This window comes from Caulobacter sp. ALps2 (assembly GCF_058681635.1).
Map to the genome: position 1 here is coordinate 46,573 of NZ_JBZWKE010000002.1, position 19,641 is coordinate 66,213.

Sequence of the window (19,641 nt, forward strand, 5' to 3'; positions counted from 1 at the left end):
GCTTGCCCGATGCTAAGGCATGCGCTCGCTTTCCTGGCCGCCGTGGCCCTCGCGTTCAGTCCGCTGGCGGTCAACGCCGCGCGGGCCGATTGCGACATGGCCGGCATGGACGCGATGGCCATGGTCGCCATGGCCCCCGCCGGCGACGACGCGGCTCAGGCCGATCCTTGCTGCGACCACGGCAAGGCCATGTCGGCCAAGGATTGCGCCAAGGCCTGCGCGGTCAGTTGCGCCCTGTCCGTCGCCGCCCCCTGCGAGGGCTCGGCGATCCCGGTCACGGTCAGCTATCGCGTCGAGACCAGCTGGTCGAACACCAGCGGTCGCACGCACCGTCTTATCCCCGAAGATCCGCCTCCACGAACGATCGCCTAGGACCGGCCCAAAGGCCGATCCACGTCCATCGCTCGTTTCACGCGCCCGCCCTGCCCGGCGCGTGTGATCGCCCGCGCTCGCGCGGGCTGGCTTTCCGATCTTCAAGGATGCCCCTCATGTCTCCCCGCATCATCGCGCTGGCGCTCGTCGCCAGCCTTGCCTCTCTGGCGACGGCCTCGGCCGCCGCGCCACGCGCCTGCGGCCATCTGCAGGCCGCCCCCGCGCCCGCCAACCCCAAGGACGTCTTCCGGCGCGCCGGGTGGGTTTGCGACATGCCGGCCGATTGTATGCCGCGCGCGCCTGCCGGCATCGACGGCGCGTCCCAATCGGCCCCCTCGCCTCGCTAGCTCGGGTGGGACGGGCGGGGGCTGATCCCCTGTCTTCGCCCGTCCCGTCCGGCCCCGGCGAAGCGGCTGCAAACGCTTCGCCGGGGCGCTGGCCCCTCACGGCTTCCTCCAGGATTTTCGTCTCCATGCGTATTCTCCCCCTTCTGGCCGGGCTGAGCTTGGCGAGCGTCGCCCACGCCGCGCCCCTGACCTACGCCCAGAGCCTCGACGCGGCCGCGGCCAATGCGCCGGCGCTGCGCGCCGCGGCCCTGCAGGTCGAGGCCGCCAAGGCCTCGGCCAAGGCGGCCGGCGCCCTGCCGGATCCCAAGCTCGCCGTCGGCCTCGACAACTTCCCGGTCTCGGGGCCGCCGGCCGGCCGGTTCGGAACCGACGAGATGACCATGGGCAAGGTCGGCTTCAGCCAGGACATGCCCAGCGCCGCCAAGCGCCAGGCGCGGATCGGCCGGGCGCAGGCCGACATCGTCGCGGCCGGGGCCGAGGGCGCGGTCGAGGCCCGCCAGGTCCGGGTCGCCACGGCGCTGGCCTGGATCGAACTGCTCTACGCCCAGCGCAAGCTCGCCGCCCTGGACGGGGTGGTCGCCCAGCTGGCTCCCCTGTGGAGCGCCGCCCCGTCCGGCGTCGCGTCCGGACGCTCGCGGCCCGCCCAGGCGCTGGAGGCCGCGCAGATGCGCGCGGCCCTGGCGGATCGCCGCAGCGAGGCGGTCTCGGCCCTGGGAAGGGCCCGTGCGGCCCTGACCCGCTGGACCGGAGATCCCGACCCCGAGGCGCTCGGTCCGGCGCCCGACCTCGATCTCCCCCCCGCCAGTCTTCGGGCCGCGATCGACCGCCATCCCGCCGTGCTGGCCAAGGACGCCGCCGCCCGCCAAGCCCAGGCCGACGTCGCCCTGGCCAAGGCCGACAAGCAGCCCGACTGGAGCTGGGAAGTGGCCTACCAGCGCCGCGACCCGATGTTCGGCGACATGGTCTCGGCCGGGGTCAGCATCAGCCTGCCGCTGTGGGGCAAGAGCCGCCAGGATCCGATGATCGCCGCGCGCACCGCCAGCGCCGGCCGCGCCGACGCCCAGCGCGAGGACGCCCGCCGAGCGCTGAGCGCCCAGCTCGAGGCCGATCTGGCCGACCACGTCATGCATCACGAGCAATGGCTGCGGGCCCGCGACACGCTGCTGCCGCTGGCCAAGCAGCGGGCCCAGCTGGAGACCGCCGCCTATGGCTCCGGCGCGGCCGGTTTGCCCGACGTGCTGATCGCCTTCTCGAGCCTGGCCGAGGCCCAGCTCACCACCCTAGATCGCGAGGCCGCCGTCGCCATCGACGCCGCCCGCCTGACCCTCACCTACGGAAGCGACGATCAATGACCCCCTCCCCCTCGATGAAGGCCCTGCTCGGCGCCGGCGCCGCCCTGGTCGTGCTGGCCGGGGCCGGCGGCTATGGCCTGGCCCGCCTGACCGCCAAGCCGCCGATGCCGGCGACCTCGGCCGAGAGCCGCAAGGTGCTCTACTGGTACGACCCGATGGTCCCGGCCCAGCACTTCGACAAGCCGGGCAAGTCGCCGTTCATGGACATGCCGCTGACGCCCAAATACGCCGGCGAGGCCGAAACCAGTGGTCCGGCGGCGGGGGTGCGGATCGACCCCTCGGCCGCCCAGAACCTCGGCTTCCGGCTGGCGACCGTGGAGGAAGGCGCGCTTTCCAGCGGCCTGACCGCCACCGGGATCGTCGACTTCAACCAGCGTGACGTCGCCGTCGTCCAGGCCCGCAGCGGCGGTTTCGTGCAGCGGGTTTATGGCCGCGCGCCGGGCGACGTGATCGCCGCCGGCGCGCCGCTGGCCGACCTGTTGGTTCCCGAATGGGGCGGCGCCCAGGCCGAATATCTGGCGGTCCGGCGCACCGGAGACGCGGCCCTGAGCGCCGCCGCCCGCCAGCGCCTGCGCCTCTTGGGCATGCCCGACGGCGTGGTCGCCGGTCTCGACCGAGACGGGCGGCCGCGCACCACGATCACCATCACCGCGCCGCTCGGCGGGGTCGTTTCCAAGCTCGACGTGCGCGCCGGCATGACCGTGGGCGCGGGCCAGACCCTGGCCGAGATCAACGGCCTCTCGAGGGTCTGGGTCACGGCCGCCGTGCCCGAGGCGCAGGCCGGGCAGCTGCGTCCGGGCCAGGGCGTTGGCGTCACCCTGGCGGCCTATCCGAGCGAGACCCTGCGCGGGACGGTCCAGGCCGTGCTCCCGCAGGCCCAGGGCGACAGCCGCACCTTGCAGGCGCGGATCGAACTGGCCAACCGCGACGGCCGCCTCAAGCCTGGCCTGTTCGCCACCATCGCCTTCGACGCGGCGACGCGGACCGCCCTGCTGATCCCGTCCGAGGCGGTGATCCGCACCGGGGCGCGCGACGTGGTGATGCTGGCCGCCGACGGCGGCCGCTACCAGGCCGTCGAGGTCCGGACCGGGCGCGAAGCCGGAGGCCGGACGGAGATCCTGGCCGGCCTGTCTTCCGGCCAGAAGGTCATCGCCTCGGGCCAGTTCCTGGTCGATTCCGAGGCCAGCCTGGCGGGCCTGCAGGTCCGGCCGCTTCCGGCCTTGGGCCCTCAAACACCCCCAGGCGACATGGCCATGGCCAAGCCCATGGCGCCGGCCAAGCTGGCCCTGGCCGAAGCGACCGGCCGCGTCGAGCAGGTGACCCCGGACGGCGTCACCCTCTCGCACGGCCCCGTGCCGGCCATCGGCTGGCCGGCCATGACCATGACCTTCCGCGCCGACCCGAGGCTGCTGAAGGGCGTGAAGGCCGGCGACCAGGTCCGCTTCGCCTTCGACCCGCCGCCGGCCGACCCGATCATCCGGCGCATCGCCAAGATCGGCGGTGGCGCATGATCGCCGCCCTGATCCGCTGGTCGGTCGCCAACCGCTTCTTCGTGCTACTGGGCGCTCTGGCGCTGATCGTGGCCGGGGGCCTCTCCGTACGCTCGACCTCGATCGACGCTCTGCCCGATCTCTCCGACACCCAGGTGATCATCCGCACCAGCTATCCGGGCCAGGCCCCGCAACTGGTCGAAAACCAGGTCACCTATCCGCTGGCCACCACCATGCTATCGGTGCCGGGGGCCAAGACCGTGCGCGGCTATTCGTTCTTCGGCGACAGCTTCGTCTACGTGATCTTTGACGACAAGACGGACCTCTACTGGGCTCGCTCACGGGTCCTGGAATATCTCAACCAGGTGCAAGGCCGCCTGCCCGAAAGCGCCCGTCCGGCCTTGGGTCCTGACGCCACCGGGGTGGGCTGGGTCTACGAGTACGCCCTAGTCGACAAGACCGGCGGCCACGACCTCAGCCAGCTGCGATCGATCCAGGACTGGTTCCTGCGCTACGAGCTGAAGACCCTGCCGGGCGTGGCCGAGGTCTCGGCGATCGGCGGCATGGTCCGCCAGTACCAGGTCGTGCTCGATCCGCAGAAGCTGGCCAGCTTCGGCGTCACCCACCAGCAGGTGGTCGCCGCGTTGAAAGGCGCCAACGCCGAAGCCGGCGGCTCGGTGCTGGAACTGGGCGAAGCCGAATACATGGTCCGCGCCACCGGCTATCTGAAGACCATCGACGACTTCCAGGCCGTGCCGCTGAAGACGGCGGCCGGCGGCGTCCCAGTGCGCCTCGGCGACGTGGCTACGATCCAGGTCGGCCCGGAGATGCGGCGCGGTATCGCCGAACTCAACGGACAGGGCGAGGTGGCTGGCGGCGTGGTGATCCTGCGCTCCGGCGAAAACGCCCGCACGACGATCGAGGCGGTAAAGGCCAAGCTGACCGAGCTGAAGAAGAGCCTGCCGCCGGGCGTCGAGGTGGTGACCACCTACGACCGATCCGGCCTGATCGACCGCGCCGTCCACAACCTGACCGGCAAGCTGCTGGAGGAGTTCCTGGTCGTGGCCCTGGTCTGCGCCCTGTTCCTGGGCCACCTGCGCTCGGCCCTGGTGGCGATCCTCTCCCTGCCGCTGGGGGTGCTGGCCGCCTTCCTGGTCATGAAGAGCCAGGGCGTCGACGCCAACATCATGTCGCTGGGCGGCATCGCCATCGCCCTCGGGGCCATGGTCGACGCGGCCGTGGTGATGATCGAGAACGCCCACAAGAAGCTGGAGCGCTGGGCCCATGAGCATCCGGGCGAGATCCTGACCGGCGAGGCCCGCTGGGCGGTGATCACCGAGGCCGCCGCCGAGGTCGGGCCCGCCCTGTTCTTCAGCCTGCTGATCATCACCCTGTCGTTCATCCCGGTCTTCACCCTGCAGGCCCAGGAAGGCCGGCTCTTCCGCCCCCTGGCCTTCACCAAGACCTACGCCATGGCGGCGGCGGCCATCCTTTCGGTGACCCTGATCCCGGTGCTGATGGGCTATCTGATCCGCGGCAAGATCCCCGACGAGGCGGCCAATCCCGTCAACCGCGTGCTGACGGCGGCCTATCGTCCGCTGCTCGACCGGGTGATGCGCCGGCCCAGGACCACCCTGCTGGTCGCGCTGCTGGCCTTCGCGACCACCGCTTGGCCGCTCGCCCACCTGGGTGGGGAGTTCATGCCCAACATGGACGAGGGCGATCTGCTCTACATGCCCTCGGCCCTGCCGGGCCTGTCGGCGGCCAAGGCCGGCCAGCTCCTCCAGCAGACCGACCGGATGATCAAGACCGTGCCGGAGGTCGACAGCGTGTTCGGCAAGGCCGGCCGCGCCGAGAGCGCCACCGACCCGGCCCCGCTGGAGATGTTCGAGACCACGATCCGCTTCAAGCCGCGCGACCAGTGGCGGCCGGGCATGACCCCCGACAAGCTGGTCGCCGAACTCGACCAGCGTGTCCGTGTGCCTGGCTTGACCAATGTCTGGGTGCCGCCGATCCGCAACCGCATCGACATGCTGGCCACCGGCATCAAGAGCCCGATCGGGGTCAAGGTGTCGGGCGCGAACCTGGCCGAACTCGACCGCATCGCCCGCGAGGTCGAGGGCGTGGCCAAGAGCGTGCCGGGCGTCAGTTCGGCCCTGGCCGAGCGACTGACCGGCGGGCGCTATGTCGATGTCCGCATCGACCGGGCCGCCGCCGCGCGGTTCGGGCTCAATATCGACGACGTCCAGTCGATCGTCTCCGGCGCGATCGGCGGCGAGACCATCGGTCAGACGGTCGAGGGCCTGGCCCGCTATCCGATCAGCGTGCGCTATCCGCGCGAAATGAGGGACAGCCTGGAAGGCCTGCGGGCCCTGCCGATCCTCACCCCTGGCGGCGCACAGATCACCCTGGGCACGGTGGCGGAGATCCAGATCGCCGACGGGCCGCCGATGCTCAAGAGCGAGAACGGCCGCCCGACCACCTGGGTCTATGTCGACGTGCGAGGCCGGGACCTGGCTTCGGTGGTCGGCAACCTACGCCGGGCTGTGAGCCAGAAGGTGCGGCTCTCGCCCGGCGTCAGCGTCTCCTACTCCGGCCAGTTCGAATATCTGCAACGGGCCGCCGACCGGCTGAAGATCGTCGTGCCGGCCACCCTGCTGATCATCTTCGTGCTGCTCTACGTGATCTTCCGCCGCTTCGACGAGGCGGGGCTGATCATGGCCACCCTGCCCTTCGCCCTGACCGGCGGGATCTGGACGCTGTACCTGGCGGGCTTCCACCAGTCGGTGGCCACCGGCGTCGGCTTCATCGCCCTGGCCGGCGTCTCGGCCGAGTTCGGGGTGGTGATGCTGATCTATCTCAAGCACGCCATGGAGGCGCTAGGACCGGACCCGACGTCCGATCAGGTCGAGGCCGCCGTGCGGGAAGGCGCCCTGCTGCGGGTACGGCCCAAGGCCATGACCGTGGCGGTGATCCTGGCCGGTTTAGCTCCGATCCTCTGGGGTCATGGCGCGGGTTCCGAAGTGATGAGCCGCATCGCCGCCCCGATGATCGGCGGCATGCTCACCGCGCCGCTGCTGTCGATGTTCGTGATCCCGGCCGGCTACCTGCTGCTGCGCCGCCGCCAGGCCCGCCCCCCCGCTTCTGCTTCCACTTCAGCCTAGGAGATTAACCCGATGAAGACCCTGTCCCTGACCCTGGCCGCCCTGCTAGCGACGACCAGCCTGGCCGCCTGCGGCCGCAAGGCCGAAGCGCCCGCGACGCCCGCCGCTCCAGCTCCCGCCGCCACTCCTGCTCCAGCGAGCAACGCGATGGCCGGCATGGACATGGCTCCGGCCGACAAGATGGCCAAGGGCGTCGGCGTCGTGAAGGCGATCGACATGGCCGCCGGCACGATCACCCTCGACCACGAAGCCATCCCCCAGGCCGGCTGGCCGGCCATGACCATGGGCTTCAAGATCGCGCCGGCCCTGCTGGACGGCGTCGCGATCGGCGATCATGTCGCCTTCGACCTGAAGCTCCATGACGGCGCGGGCGAGGTCACCGCCATCAGCAAGCCATAGCGGCCGGTGGGCGGGCTCGAACCAAAACTCGCGCCCGCCGATCCGGTCATCGGCGAAGATCAAGGCTCCGGCGCCGTCGCGGCGGAAATCGCGCCTCGCCCTGTTCCTTGGCCCTTCGCGCTGAGCGCCTGGATCAGCGGGCAACCTGGATCTTGTCCGGTCTCGCAAGCTGTCACGGCGTCCGCCAAGACTTGTTCCATCCGCCTAAGGTCGGCGATCCGCGCACGGACGTCGTGAAGGTGCGCCGCCGCCAAGTCGCGAACTTCGGCGCAGGCGGCGGTCTCATCGGTCGCCAGGTTCAGAAGCGCGCGGACTTCATCCAACTTGAACCCCAGCTCCCGCGCTCTACGCACGAAGCTCAGCTGCTGCACGTCCCGGGTCTCATAGGTCCGGTAGCGTCCTCGGCGCAGGGGCGCGGAAATCAAGCCGATCCGCTCGTAATAGCGGATCGTCTCGATGTTGCAGCCAGTACGACGAGCAAGTTCGCCGATCTGAATTGCCTGGCCAGCCATGGTTCGCGGTCTTCGATTAGGGCTTGAGTCTGTAGTCGCTACAGATGGCATCTTGGCGCGGATCGCAACAGCAGGTGATGGCGTGATGACAAGACGCGGGCTTGGGACACCGGGCGACGGAACGCCCCGGCGCATGACGGAGGCGGCCTTGAGCTGGACCGCGCTGACAGCGGCGGCCAGTGCGGTGCTGGCCTGGGCGGCTTGCTGCATTTTGCCGATGTCCCTGGCGCTGGCGGGCCTGGGCTTGGGCGGTCTTGGCTGGATCGCGGGTCAGCGTGCCTGGCTCACCCTTCTGGCGCTGGGCGCCATCGGCACGGGCTGGGCCCTGACCTGGCGACGGGCGCGGAGGTGTCGGATCGACAACGCCTGCGCTGCCCCCTCGCGGCTGGAGGTGGGTCTGTTGGGCGCGGCCACCCTTCTCGTCGTCCTTGCCATGCTCTGGCAGCCGATCATCGAACCTTGGGCCCTGGGCCTGATCCGGAGTGCGCGCCGATGAGCGATGTCCAGATCAAACCTCAGTCGACCCTGACCTGTCCGCAATGCGGCCACAAGGCGACCGAGACCATGCCTACCGACGCCTGTCAGTATTTCTACGACTGCCGAGGCTGTGGCGCGGTGCTGAAGCCCAAGCCGGGCGATTGCTGCGTCTACTGCTCCTACGGCGACGTTCCGTGCCCACCGATTCAGAAAAATTGCAGCGGGTGTTGCGGGTGAGTGCTACAGCCCGCCTCACCTCGATCTAGCCGGCTTTAGATGAAATTGACCTCCAGTGGGCCGCCGCGTCGAGTACTTAGCCCTCGACACCTTCAAGGGTCATCAGGCCGGGGCGGTGCGGCAGCCTCAGGCGGCGGGATGGAGCCTAAATCGCTCGTTCCTGAACGTGCCGGACGTCTTGCGTATCCCGCCCTGGCCGAAAGCTGGGATCGGCATCAGGTCCGGCGAATGCCCATATCGGGAGCCACTATGTGAAGCAGTGGGTCAAAGACGGCCTCAGCCCGCGGGCAGCCCGGAACGCTGTCCGAAACGGATAGCTGAACACACTCGCAACCGGCCTGCAGCGTTGAAGATATCGGCCGAAAGCGCAAGAGTGTCGGCATTGCAGCTAGCGGGGGACCGTGGGGATTGGCGTGTTAGGGCAGCTTCGTCAGGTGGTGGTGGCCATGGCCGCCCTGCTAATGGCGGTGCTCGCCCTGCTGATGCCGGTCGACCGGACCCATCTTGACGCCGACCTCTTCGGGGCCGCGCCCTCCACGATCGCTGAGGACCCGGAGCGCCCCATCGGTAGGACAGATGATCGCGTCTCGGCGCCGTCGACGGCGACCGATCTCCAGACCTCAGAATCGCCCGCCTCGGGCGCCCATCAGCACCATGCCGATGGCCCCTCCCTCTTTGGGTCGACCGCCCATGCGATCGAACCCACGGTCTCGCTCGCCATGGTCGTCCGGTTCCACCTGACGAACGACCGCAGCACGGGCCTGACCAGCAACCCGCAAGACCGTCCGCCCAAACCCGATCTCGAATCCATCGCCTAGACCGCGCGGCCACGGCCGCGCCCTTCGTGTTCGAGGAATTCCATGTCTCAGAAATCTATCGGCCGCATGCCGCGGCTCTGCGCGTCGGTGCGCGCCGGCCCCCTCCTGTCCTACCCGTCACTAGCCGGAAGCAACGCCTCGTGACCCCGATCCACGATCTGACGCTCTATGCCGCCGCCCACCCCTGGGCCCTGACGGCCGCCGTGCTGCTGGTTTTCATCGCCCTGATCGCCGTACTGATCTTGGTCTGGATGCACCGGTTCGAGGGGGTGCTGGCGCTCTACCACGACGGCGATGGCGGAGACCCCCATTGCATCTATCTCGACAATGGGGCCATTCGGCTGGAGATCATTCGCCGCCGGGCGGCCTGGAACTTCCGCGTAACCCCGCTCCTGGGAAGCCTCCAAGCCGACCAAGTCGTCGTCGCCACGCTGCGCGCCGACGGCCTTGGACAGAGGTTCGTTTTCGACCGACGGAACGGACGGCTGGAGTCGACCGCCAAGGTCCGCGAGCCCCTAACGTTCGTGGCGCACGTGTCGCTCACCCGCGGCTCCACGGTCAGCGAGTTCGTCGTCCTGTTTGACGGGACCGAGAAGGACGGCGCGCTCTACGACGCGGTCCTGCGCTCCTCCACCCGGACGGAGGTGGAGGGCTGAAGACTTAAGGCCAAGGCCCGCTCGTCAGGCCGGCTGATGGGGCTCGGGCCGCCTGACGAACGGATCATGGCGGCGTAGCCAGCCGCGCGCGGGACGCTCCACGCCATGATAGACCGCGACGGAGACGAACAGGCAGAAGACCAGGACACCGCCCCAGGCCACCCACGCCCAGCCGCCGACCGGCCGCACGAAGCGATCGAGCAGCTCGAAATAGGCGATGTCGACCGGTAGGTGGGTCATGTAGACGGCGTAGGAGACCTCGCCCAGATAGACCATCAGCGGCGCGGCCAGGACTCCCCCCCGCCCGGCTTTCGCCGTCTCGGCGGTGCAGTAGATGAGCGCCGCCAGACCCAGCCAGGTCCAGCGATCGGCCAGGCCCAGCGTCGCGGCCACGACGATCCAGACCACGGCGACGCCCATGCCAGTGTGCGCCACCAGCGTGGGCGGCGCGCGGGTCGAACCGAGCCTATGGAGCGCCACGCCCATGGCGAAGGACGGGATGATCCGCAGCACGCCGCCGTGCGCGGTCAGCCTGGTCAGCGATCCGCCGTAGGCCTGAACGATGGCGTCGAGCGAAAAGAACAGGGTTGCCGCCAGGACGACCGCCACGATCGGACGTCGGCGCAGGGTCAACGACGCCAGGGCGAAGGCGGGGAAAGTCAGGTAGGCGAACCACTCGGCCGAGATCGACCAGGAGGGAAAATTCCACTGCACGGTCGGCGTCGCCCACCAGGCGTGGACCAGTAGTAGGTGTTGGGGGATGGCGGCCGGATCGAAGGCCGCGGCCTCGAACCGGGCGCCGGCCCAGCGCCCCAGCCCCCACAGCATGATGGTCGCGCCGAGAGTCAGAAGGTGGACCGGATAGAGCCGCGCCAGGCGCGCCCAGAGAAACGAGCCGTAGGGGAAGCGACCTTCCGCCCAGGCGCGCACATAGACGTGGGACAGGATGAAGCCCGACAGGATGAAGAACAGGTCCACCCCAAGGTAGCCCTTGTCGATCATGCCGACCTGCTCGAGGTCGAGGCCGAGCCGGTTTCGGAAGTGATAGACGAGCACCCATGCGGCCGCGACGATGCGCAAGCCCGTCAGGGATTTGAGGTCTGCTGGATACATGTCGTCCCCCGACGTCGGCGGGTTGGCGCCCGAGCGTCCCCGAACGCGGGTGGCGCTCCTGGTGCCGCGCGCCCTAGCCTTCGCCGATCATCCCGCCGTCGCGGCGGGTCTCGGTTTCACTTTCGACGCCTTCGACATTGCCGCGATAGACGCCGCCCTCGTCGATCATGCCGCCCTCTTCGGGGGGCGAACGATCGGATGGCGGCGCGGGCTGGGGATCTGGCTTGGGCGGGGATTTTGGATCGGTCATCTTCGGCTCCTCGACATAGACCCTTGCGGGTCAGGGCTGGCTTGATCGCGGCCTCAGGCGGGCGGCGCACTGTGATGACGGTGGCCGCCATAGGCGACGACCTGGACCTTGCCCAAGGTCGCCAAACCGACATCGGCCGCCACTTCGAGCGTCGCGGCCAAAGCGTCGAGCTTGGACCGGGTATCGACCATCTCGACGATCAGGTGCTGTTCGGGCGCCAGGTCGCGGGCCTTGGCGCCGTGCAGCACCGCCTCGCCGAAAGACTCCTCGATGCGCAGCACCGCCGCGCCGGCGATCTCCATGGTGCGGGCGCGCTCGATCAGCACCGCGTCATAGGCCACGCCGTTCAAGGTCGCGCCGGCGTCGAGATAGATCCTCAGGATGTGCAGGTCGTCTTGGGCCACGGGGTCACCTCACTCGCTAAAATCCTGGCGCGCCCCGGAACGCGGACGCGCCCTACGCTCATTCAGCCGGCCGCCTAGGCGTGCGGATCTTCCTCGGCGCACTCCACGACCTCGGTCTGGATCGTGACGTGATGCAGGTCGAAGTCGGTCTCCAGCCGCGCAGCGATGGCCTTGCGGACATCCTCGCCCACTGCCCCGTCGGCCAGCACGACATGGACGGTGCAGACGGCCTGGTCAGCACCGGTGGTCCACAGGTGCAGCTCATGGACACTGGCGACGCCGGGCATCTCGGTGATGGCCTTGCGCACGCCGGCCAAGGCCATTCCCGGAGGGGCGCCTTCCAGCAGGATGCGGGAGGTGTCCTTCAGCAGGATCCAGGTGCGCGGCAGCACCCAGAGGCCGATGCCGATGGCCACGATCGGATCGACGAAGCGCCATCCCGTGACCTTGATGACGACGGCGCCGACGATCACGCCCAGCGAGCCGAGCATGTCGGCCCAGACCTCCAGATAGGCGCCCTTGACGTTGAGGCTCTTGTCCTTGTGGCTGCTGAGCAGACGCATGGAGATCAGGTTGATGACCAGGCCGAGCACCGCGACGATGAACATCCCCACCGATCCGACCGGCTCGGGATTGACGATGCGCTTGACGCCCTCGACCAGCACGTAGATGGCCACGCCGAACAGCAGGATGACGTTGAAGGCCGCGGCGAGGATTTCAAATCGCCGATAGCCGAACGTGAACTCCTCGTTCGCCTTCTTCTGGCCGACCTGGATTGCCGCCAGGGCGATGGCCAGGGCGGCGGCGTCGGTGAACATGTGCGCGGCGTCCGACAACAGCGCCAGACTGTTGAAGGCGATGCCGGCCACGACCTCGGCGATCAGGAATGTGGAGGTCAGCGCCAGGGCCATGGCGAGCCTTCGGCCATTGGCCTGGCTCGCGCCGTGATCGTGTCCTGCTCCCATCGAAAACGTCTCCCTTTCCCCTGCGCCGAAACGCGCCTGCCAAGTTTGAGGGATCAACGCACGAAACCGATCACTTGTGGGCTTCGGGCGCGATCCGGGCGTCTATTTCTTGTCGAGAATGGAAAGGGTGGCCTTCTCCATCGCGTCCTGGGTGTCGAGGACGTTGAGATTGGCCTCGTAGGCCTTCATGGCCTGCTTGAGGTCGAGGCTCTCGGCCAGGCTGTTGACGTTGGGCAAGAGCACGTAGCCGGCGGCGTTGGCCGCTGGGTGGCCAGGGTCATAGGCTTGCGGGAATGGCTTGGGATCGGCCTTCACGCCGCTCAACACCACCCCCTCGTCGCCGCCCATGGGCTCGACCTTGAAGACCGGGATCTGGCGTCGGTAAGGCTCACCACCGGGGGTTCTGGCGGTCGAGTTGGCGTTGGCGATGTTCTCGGCCAGGATCTGGATACGCTTCTTCTGGGCCTGCAGCCCCGACACGGCGATGGCCGTGCTTCCCCCTTCGATCGACGACTTGGTCATGGACTGTCTCCGGACTTGGGTTTGAAGAAAGAGGCGGCGCGCCGAGACCTGCTCGGCGCGCCGCCCTTGGCTCAGCTGTGTTCAGGACTCCGGGTTTCGGCCTTGCGCAGCACGAAGCGGCAGATGGCCGGCAGGACGAACAGGGTCAGAGCCGTGGCGGTAATCAGACCGCCGATGACGACGGTGGCCAGCGGGCGCTGAACCTCAGACCCCGTGCCGGTCGCCAGGGCCATGGGCACAAAGCCCAGCGAGGCGACGAGACCGGTCATCATCACCGGCCGCAGGCGTTCCATGGCCCCGTCGATGATCGCCTTCTCCAGCGCCATGCCGGTGGCGAGGCGCTGACGGATGGCCGTCATCATCACCAAGCCGTTCAGCACCGCCACGCCCGAAAGCGCGATGAAGCCGACGGCGGCCGAGACCGAGAACGGGATGCCCCGCAACGCCAGGCCAAACACCCCACCGGCCAAGGCCAGCGGAATGGCCGAGAACACCGCCGCGGCTGGCGCGATGCCGCCCAGGGCCATGTAGAGCAGGCCGAAGATCAGCAGGAAGCAGAGCGGCACGACGAGCGCCAGGCGCGCCTGGGCGGCCTTGAGGTTCTCGAACTGACCGCCCCAGACCAGCCACGAACCGGCAGGGACCTTCACCTGGGCGTCGACCTTCTGCTGGGCCTCGCCGACGAAGGAGCCGAGATCGGCGCCGCGGACGTTGGACTGCACCACGACGCGGCGCTTGCCGTTCTCACGGCTGACCTGGTTGAGGCCCTCCGAGTAGGAGAACTTGGCCACGTCGCGCAGCGGCACCGAGGCGCGAGCCCCGCCGCCGGCCCGCTCTGGCAGCATGACCGGCAGGGCGCCGACGGCGTCCAGGTCGTTGCGGCTGGCGTCCGGCAAGCGGACCACCACGTCGAAGCGGCGGTCGCCCTGGAAGACCAGGCCCGCCTCGCGACCGCCCATCGCGACCGAGAGCGTGTCGGCGACTTCCTCGACGGTCAGGCCAAGGCGCCCGATGGCGTCGCGATCGAGCTGAACGTCAAGGGTCGGGAAGCCCGAGGTCTGCTCGACCTTGACGTCCGCCGCCCCCTTCACCGTCCGCAGGACCGTGGCGATCTCCTCGGCCGTCCGAGACATGGCGTCGAGATCGTCGCCATAGACCTTGATGGCCACGTCGCCACGCACGCCGGCGATCAGTTCGTTGAAGCGCATCTGAATCGGCTGGCTGAACTCGTAGGCGTTGCCGGTGAGGCCTTCCAGCTTGTTCTCGATGCGGCCGATCAGCTCGGCCTTGGTCTCACCCTTGTTGGGCCATTCCTTCTGGGGCTTGAGGATAATGAAGGCGTCCGAGGCGTTGGGCGGCATGGGGTCGCTGGCGACCTCGGCCGTGCCGGTCTTGGAGTAGACGAAGGCCACTTCGGGGAAGCCCGCCACGACGCGCTCGATCCGCCGCTGCATGCGCAGCGACTGTTCCAGCGAGGTCGACGGGATGCGCAGGGCCTGGACGGCCATGTCCTTCTCGTCGAGCTGAGGCGTGAACTCGCGCCCCAGGAACCCGAAGGTCAGGACCGCGGCGACGAAGAGGGCGACGGCCCCGCCGATGACAGGCCAGGGCTTGGCCACGACCTTGCGCAGGGCCGGCTCGTAGCGGGACTTGGTCCAGCGAACGGGCGCGACTTCCTTCTCGGCCACCTTGCCGTTGATCAAGAGAGCGATCATGGCCGGGATGAAGGTCAGAGACAGAACGAAGGCGCCGGCCAGGGCCAGCATCACGGTGATGGCCATCGGCGAGAAGGTCTTGCCTTCGACGCCGGTGAAGGTCAGCAGCGGTGCGTAGACCAAGAGGATGATCGCCTGGCCGTAGACGGTCGGGGCAATCATCTCGCGGGCGGCTTCGCGGGTTTCGCCAAGCCGTTCCGACAGCGTCAGGAGACGGCCCTCGTGGTGCTGGCGTTCGGCCAGGCGCCGCAAGGCGTTCTCGACGATGATGACGGCGCCGTCGACGATCAGGCCGAAGTCCAGCGCCCCCAGGCTCATCAGGTTGCCCGAGACGCCCAGCTTGTTCATGCCGATGGCGGTCATCAGCATGGACAGCGGGATGACCAGAGCGGTGATCAGGGCGGCGCGGAAATTCCCGAGCAACAGGAACAGCACCACGATGACCAGCAGCGCGCCTTCGACCAGGTTCTTCTCGACGGTCTTGATGGTCGCGCCGACCAGCTTGGAGCGGTCATAGACCACCTGGACCTTGACCCCGGCCGGCAGACTCTTGGCGACCTCGGTCAGCTTCTCGGCCGAGGCGCCGGCGACGGTGCGGCTATTCTCGCCGGTCAGCATCAAGACAGTGCCGACCACGACTTCTTCGCCGTTCTCCGAGGCCGCGCCTGTGCGCAGGGCGCCGCCGAGCTTGACGGTGGCGACATCGCGCACGCGGATCGAGACGCCCTCGCGGGCGGCGACCGTGGCGTTGGCGATCTCGTCGACCGTGCGCACGCGGGCGTCGGCGCGAACGAGGAAGGCTTCCCCGCCCTTCTCGACGAAGTTGGCGCCGACCGCGAGATTGGCGGCCTCAAGGGCCTTGGCCAGGTCGTTGAACGAGACGCCGACCGAGGCCATGCGGGTCGGATCCGGCTGGACGATGAACTGCTTTTCGAAGCCGCCGATGGAGTCGACGCCGGCCACGCCCGCGACCGAGCGCATCTGGGGACGCACGATCCAGTCCTGCACTTCGCGGAGGAAGGCCGCCTGGGCAGTGGCATCCGACAGTCGCTCGCCGGTCGAGGTCAGATAGGCGCCGTCGCTTTGCCAGCCCGGGGCGCCGTCGGTGACCTTGGCCCCCTTCCCACCCGGATGCTCGTAGGCGACGGTCCACATCAGGACCTCGCCGAGACCCGACGAGATTGGGCCCATGGCCGGTTCGGCGCCGGCGGGCAGACTTTGGCGCACCTGGGTCAGGCGCTCGGCCACCTGCTGGCGGGCGAAGTAGATGTCGGTCTTTTCCTTGAAGACGATGGTGACCTGGGAAAAGCCATTGCGTGAGATCGAGCGGGTCGACTCCAGACCGGGGATGCCGGCCATGGCCGTCTCGACCGGGAAGGTCACGAGCTTTTCGACCTCGGCCGGGGCCAGGGTCCCCGAGACGGTGTTGATCTGCACCTGCTTGTTGGTGATGTCGGGCACCGCGTCGATCGGCAGGCGCACGAGGTTGTAGACGCCCAGCGCCGCGACCAGCGTGACCAGGGCGATGACCGCCCAGCGGAAGCGAACGGAAAGGTCGAGGATGCGGCCGATCATCGGGCCACCTCGCCGGTTTCCATGGCGTGTGGTTTGGCGGCGTAGCGGACCTGCAGCCTGGTCACCGAGGCGCGCTGCAGCAGCGGAAAGGTCGCTTCGTAGCGAGCCGGTTCACGATCCTTGCGCTGGGGACTGAGCGCGGCCAGGCGGGTGGGCACGGTGATGGCCCAGTGACCGTCAGGGTCGTAGGCGCTGATGTCGAGGTGGGCGGTGACCGGCGGCAGGCTTGCGCCAGACGCCCGCCGGACCAGGCCAAAGACACGCAGACCGCTTGCGGTGTCGCGCGCCGAAGCGGTGATGATCTCGACCTCCCGGCCGCCGAGGCGGTCGATGGTGACGGTGTCCTTGGCCACGGCGGCCGAGGCGGTGAGGCTCGCGGCCAGGACGGCCATGGTGAGAATGACCTTAGTCCTCATGGCTCGCCTCCCCCTTGCCGAGTTCAGCCTTCAGCAGGAACGCGCCCTTGCCGGCGATCTGCTCGCCAGGGCGAACGCCGGAGAGGATCTCGACGTGACCGCCGCCACGACGACCGACGCGGACCGGGCGCGGTTCGAAGCCGTCCTTGGTGCGGACGAAGACGACCTCGGCGCCGTTGACCGTCTGGACTGCCTCGTCGGGCGCGGAGATGCGGCCCTCCGGGCCCGCGGCCTGGCCCCGTGGGGTAATCCGGGCGCGCAGGGCTTGACCGGGCGTCAAGGACAGGGCTTGGCCGCTGACGGCCAGCACGGCGGTGGCCGAGCGGTTTTCGGCGTCGAGGGCCGGGGTGATGCTGCGCACCGTGGCGTTCACTGGGCCGGTGGCGGATTCCAGGACGGCCGTGTCGCCGGGCTTGACGCGCTGGGCGTCGGCGACCGGCAGGGCAGCCTGGATCTCGATGCGGCCCGGGTCGGCGACGCGGAAGAGTTCGGAGCCGGCGGTGACGTAGGCGCCGAGCGTGGCCGTGGCGGCGGTGATCCGACCCGAGATCGGGCTGGTGACCGCCAAGGTCCGGCCGTTGCCGCTAACCCCGGCGGCGGCGCTGGCCCCGCTGGCGCGGCGCAGTTCCGACTCGGCAATGGCCGCTTCGCGTTGGGCGGCTTCCAGGTCCTGACGGGCGGTGATCTTGGCCTCGAACAAGCGCTGCTCGCGCACGAGCGCCTGGCGGGCGGCGGCGGCCTTGGCAGCCGCGGTGCTGCGGTCGGCGCTGATGGCCGCGGCGTCTCGGCTTTCGATCGCGGCGATCACTTCACCGGCGGCGACGGGGTCGCCCAAGCGCTTGTTGATGCGGACGATGGCCCCGTCGGCGCGGGCCGCCAAGATCGCCGCGCCGTTGGGCGTGGCTACCACGGTGGCCTGGGCCGAGACCGCGGCGTCGAGGCCGCCGCCGGTGAGGGTCACCAGCTGGATGCCATCGGCGGCGATGCGATCGGCGGTCATACCCACGTGGGGCTTTTCGCCGGCGTGATCTTCCTTGGCCTCGGCGGCGGCGGCTTCCTTGGGCGGCGAGGACAGCATCGTCTTGCCGACCAGCGCGCCGACGCCAGCGGCGAGCAGGCTGCTGACCGCCACGGCCGTCAGCAGGGTCTTTCGATCGTTGGATTTCATGGTGAGCTTTCCTATTGGGCGGCGGCGCGTTCGAGCGCGGCCAGCGCCTTGGCGCGGTCGAGACGCGCGGCGATGAGTTCTGTGCGGGCGGTCGTCAGGGCGGCTTGCGCGTCTAGGACTTCGAGCAGCGAGAATTTCCCCGCCTCGAAGCCGCCTCGCGCCAGGTCGACGGCGGTCTGGGCCTGGGGCACGACCTTGCTGTCGAGCACCTCCAGCCTGGCGGTGGCGGCGCGCAATGCCGCCTCCCCGTCCCGAACGGCCCGAACAGAGCGCGCCAGGGCCAGGCGTTCGCGCGCCTCGGCCGCGGTGGCGTCCGCGCGGGCGGCCGCGACCGTGCCCTGGTTGCGGTTGGAGATCGGGATCGGGGCGGTAAAGCCGACGATCATCGCCGAGTCCCCGGTCTGCTCGAACCGCCGAACCCCGGCCTGGACGGTGAGGTCCGGACGGCCGGCGGCGCGTTCGCGATCGATCACCGCGCGGGCGGTCTCCAGCTGGGCGCGCGCTTGGCGCACATCCAGGGTTTCTCCGGGATTGATCGTGGCCATCACCGGCGTCGCCGGCTGCGGGGACCGCACCAGCTCGATGGTCTCGGCCGCATCGCCCCAGAGGGTGACCAGGGCGCGGCGCGCGGCTGCGGCCTCGGCCTCGGCGGCAATGACGGCGGCGGCGGCCTCACGGCTGGCCGCCTCAGCCCGCAGCGCCCGCAGGGGCGGCTCGCGGCCGGCTTCGACCAGGGTGCCGGCGACCTTGGATAGGCCTTCGGCGCGGGTGGCCGTCTCTCGGGCCAGGACCAGACGATCATGCGCCGCAAGGGCTTCGGCATAACGGACACTGACCTCTTGGGTGAGGTCGGCCTTGGCGATGACGAAGCCGATCCGGGCGGCGTCGACCTCGGCATTGGCGGCGGCGGCGCGGGTGCGACGCTTACCCCCCAACTCCAGGCGCTGACTGATGGTGGCCGTGGTCTCGGCCGCGCCAAAGCGACCATACGGACCCGAACCGGCGAAGTTCTCCGATTGGAGGCCGGCTTCGGGGTTGGGCATCAGACCGGCCTGACGGGCGCGGCCTTCGGCAGCCTTCACCGAAGCTTCGGCGGCCGTGACGAGGGGTGACTGGGTCTGGGCGCGCATGATAGCGGCGTCCAGGGTGAGCGGCTCAGCGAGCGCGCGCGAAAGCGCGCCGCTGCCGGCAAGCGCCAGGACCGCGCCGAAAATGGCGGCGGACCGAGCATAGCGGGAATGCATGAGAGGTCCCTATGTGAGAACTGACGAAGGCGATTACGCGCGCGAGGGCGCGGCCAGGGTCAGGCTCGAGGGGGCTCGTTGGGGCCGTCCGGCATGCGCGAGAGCGGCATGTGGGGCGGCGCTGGAGTCAGGCGGATGCGCGTGACCGAGACGTAGGTCTGCCCGACCGTGGCGAGCCCGATCAGCGACGGAGAATGATGGCAATGGCCAATCCCGCAGACCTCGCCGTCGGCCAGGTCTGCGGGATCCTGGTCATTGGCCTGGGCTAAGGTCGTGGCCTCGGCGACGGCGCTCGTCTTCTTGCTCGACAGGGAGTCGGCCGAGCATAAGCCTGAACGCAATGATGGCGCAGCTACGGCGAGCACCAGCAGGCACGCTAGAAGCGCTCCCGTCCAGGTTTTCAGCCATGTCGCCACATCGAACATGTAAGGGCCTATAGCGTCCG

The 19,641-nt window shown here is 69.3% G+C and carries 21 protein-coding genes; 10 read left to right on the forward strand and 11 right to left on the reverse strand.

Features of this window, described 5'->3' with window-relative positions; genetic code table 11:
- Positions 1-9 precede the first annotated feature (9 nt).
- From ACW173_RS25260 to ACW173_RS25285, 6 genes are all read left to right on the forward strand, one after another.
- Positions 10-372: a hypothetical protein gene (locus ACW173_RS25260; protein ID WP_304279904.1), complete on the forward strand. Its 363-nt coding sequence runs from the start codon at positions 10-12 to the stop codon at positions 370-372.
- 116 nt (positions 373-488) lie between these two features.
- Positions 489-719, forward strand: coding sequence for a hypothetical protein (locus ACW173_RS25265; protein ID WP_492086166.1), 231 nt, complete (start codon positions 489-491; stop codon positions 717-719).
- A 125-nt stretch (positions 720-844) separates the two neighbouring features.
- Positions 845-2,071, forward strand: a complete 1,227-nt coding sequence (locus ACW173_RS25270) for a TolC family protein (protein WP_066681845.1) — start codon at positions 845-847, stop codon at positions 2,069-2,071.
- Positions 2,068-3,582, forward strand: coding sequence for an efflux RND transporter periplasmic adaptor subunit (locus ACW173_RS25275; RefSeq protein WP_492086167.1), 1,515 nt, complete (start codon positions 2,068-2,070; stop codon positions 3,580-3,582). Before ACW173_RS25270 ends, ACW173_RS25275 begins: the two co-directional genes overlap by 4 nt.
- Positions 3,579-6,725, forward strand: coding sequence for an efflux RND transporter permease subunit (locus tag ACW173_RS25280; RefSeq protein WP_492086168.1), 3,147 nt, complete (start codon positions 3,579-3,581; stop codon positions 6,723-6,725). The genes ACW173_RS25275 and ACW173_RS25280 overlap by 4 nt, the downstream gene beginning before the upstream one ends.
- 12 nt (positions 6,726-6,737) lie before the next feature.
- Positions 6,738-7,124 carry a copper-binding protein gene (locus tag ACW173_RS25285; protein WP_492086169.1) on the forward strand — a complete coding sequence of 129 codons (387 nt, stop codon included), beginning with the start codon at positions 6,738-6,740 and terminating at the stop codon, positions 7,122-7,124.
- A 59-nt stretch (positions 7,125-7,183) separates the two neighbouring features.
- On the opposite strand, the gene ACW173_RS25290 is transcribed toward ACW173_RS25285, so the two are convergent.
- The gene (locus ACW173_RS25290) at positions 7,184-7,636 is read right to left on the reverse strand and encodes a MerR family transcriptional regulator (protein ID WP_492086170.1); all 453 of its coding nucleotides are present in this window, start codon (positions 7,634-7,636) and stop codon (positions 7,184-7,186) included.
- A 148-nt stretch (positions 7,637-7,784) separates the two neighbouring features.
- Here ACW173_RS25290 and ACW173_RS25295 point away from each other — a divergent pair, with 148 nt between their 5' ends.
- The 4 genes from ACW173_RS25295 to ACW173_RS25310 all read left to right on the forward strand — a co-directional run bounded on the left by ACW173_RS25295 (position 7,785) and on the right by ACW173_RS25310 (position 9,824).
- A complete protein-coding gene (locus ACW173_RS25295; RefSeq protein ID WP_492086171.1) occupies positions 7,785-8,132 on the forward strand; it encodes an MFS transporter permease in 348 nt (115 codons plus the stop codon).
- Complete coding sequence (locus tag ACW173_RS25300; protein WP_492086172.1) at positions 8,129-8,350, forward strand: GDCCVxC domain-containing (seleno)protein; 222 nt, start codon at positions 8,129-8,131, stop codon at positions 8,348-8,350. Before ACW173_RS25295 ends, ACW173_RS25300 begins: the two co-directional genes overlap by 4 nt.
- A 413-nt stretch (positions 8,351-8,763) precedes the next feature.
- The gene (locus ACW173_RS25305; protein ID WP_492086173.1) at positions 8,764-9,168 is read left to right on the forward strand and encodes a hypothetical protein; all 405 of its coding nucleotides are present in this window, start codon (positions 8,764-8,766) and stop codon (positions 9,166-9,168) included.
- 140 nt (positions 9,169-9,308) lie between these two features.
- The gene (locus ACW173_RS25310; protein ID WP_492086174.1) at positions 9,309-9,824 is read left to right on the forward strand and encodes a hypothetical protein; all 516 of its coding nucleotides are present in this window, start codon (positions 9,309-9,311) and stop codon (positions 9,822-9,824) included.
- A 24-nt stretch (positions 9,825-9,848) separates the two neighbouring features.
- Here the strand turns inward: ACW173_RS25310 and ACW173_RS25315 are convergent, their stop codons facing one another.
- The 10 genes from ACW173_RS25315 to ACW173_RS25360 all read right to left on the reverse strand — a co-directional run bounded on the left by ACW173_RS25315 (position 9,849) and on the right by ACW173_RS25360 (position 19,621).
- Complete coding sequence (locus ACW173_RS25315) at positions 9,849-10,937, reverse strand: acyltransferase family protein (protein WP_492086175.1); 1,089 nt, start codon at positions 10,935-10,937, stop codon at positions 9,849-9,851.
- 73 nt (positions 10,938-11,010) lie between these two features.
- Positions 11,011-11,187: a hypothetical protein gene (locus ACW173_RS25320; protein ID WP_492086176.1), complete on the reverse strand. Its 177-nt coding sequence runs from the start codon at positions 11,185-11,187 to the stop codon at positions 11,011-11,013.
- A 53-nt stretch (positions 11,188-11,240) separates the two neighbouring features.
- Positions 11,241-11,591 carry a DUF190 domain-containing protein gene (locus ACW173_RS25325; RefSeq protein WP_492086177.1) on the reverse strand — a complete coding sequence of 117 codons (351 nt, stop codon included), beginning with the start codon at positions 11,589-11,591 and terminating at the stop codon, positions 11,241-11,243.
- Between the two features lie 74 nt (positions 11,592-11,665).
- Entirely contained in the window at positions 11,666-12,556 is an 891-nt protein-coding gene (locus ACW173_RS25330) for a cation diffusion facilitator family transporter (RefSeq protein WP_492086178.1), read from the reverse strand.
- Positions 12,557-12,658: 102 nt separating this feature from the next.
- A complete protein-coding gene (flgC, locus tag ACW173_RS25335; RefSeq protein WP_062099726.1) occupies positions 12,659-13,078 on the reverse strand; it encodes a flagellar basal body rod protein FlgC in 420 nt (139 codons plus the stop codon).
- A 71-nt stretch (positions 13,079-13,149) separates the two neighbouring features.
- Positions 13,150-16,368 carry an efflux RND transporter permease subunit gene (locus tag ACW173_RS25340; protein ID WP_492086179.1) on the reverse strand — a complete coding sequence of 1,073 codons (3,219 nt, stop codon included), beginning with the start codon at positions 16,366-16,368 and terminating at the stop codon, positions 13,150-13,152.
- A complete protein-coding gene (locus ACW173_RS25345; protein WP_492086180.1) occupies positions 16,365-16,784 on the reverse strand; it encodes a hypothetical protein in 420 nt (139 codons plus the stop codon). Before ACW173_RS25345 ends, ACW173_RS25340 begins: the two co-directional genes overlap by 4 nt.
- Entirely contained in the window at positions 16,774-17,952 is a 1,179-nt protein-coding gene (locus ACW173_RS25350) for an efflux RND transporter periplasmic adaptor subunit (RefSeq protein WP_492086181.1), read from the reverse strand. The genes ACW173_RS25345 and ACW173_RS25350 overlap by 11 nt, the downstream gene beginning before the upstream one ends.
- A gap of 11 nt (positions 17,953-17,963) precedes the next feature.
- Positions 17,964-19,196, reverse strand: a complete 1,233-nt coding sequence (locus ACW173_RS25355) for a TolC family protein (protein WP_492086182.1) — start codon at positions 19,194-19,196, stop codon at positions 17,964-17,966.
- Between the two features lie 59 nt (positions 19,197-19,255).
- The gene (locus ACW173_RS25360) at positions 19,256-19,621 is read right to left on the reverse strand and encodes a hypothetical protein (RefSeq protein ID WP_492086183.1); all 366 of its coding nucleotides are present in this window, start codon (positions 19,619-19,621) and stop codon (positions 19,256-19,258) included.
- Positions 19,622-19,641 lie beyond the last annotated feature (20 nt).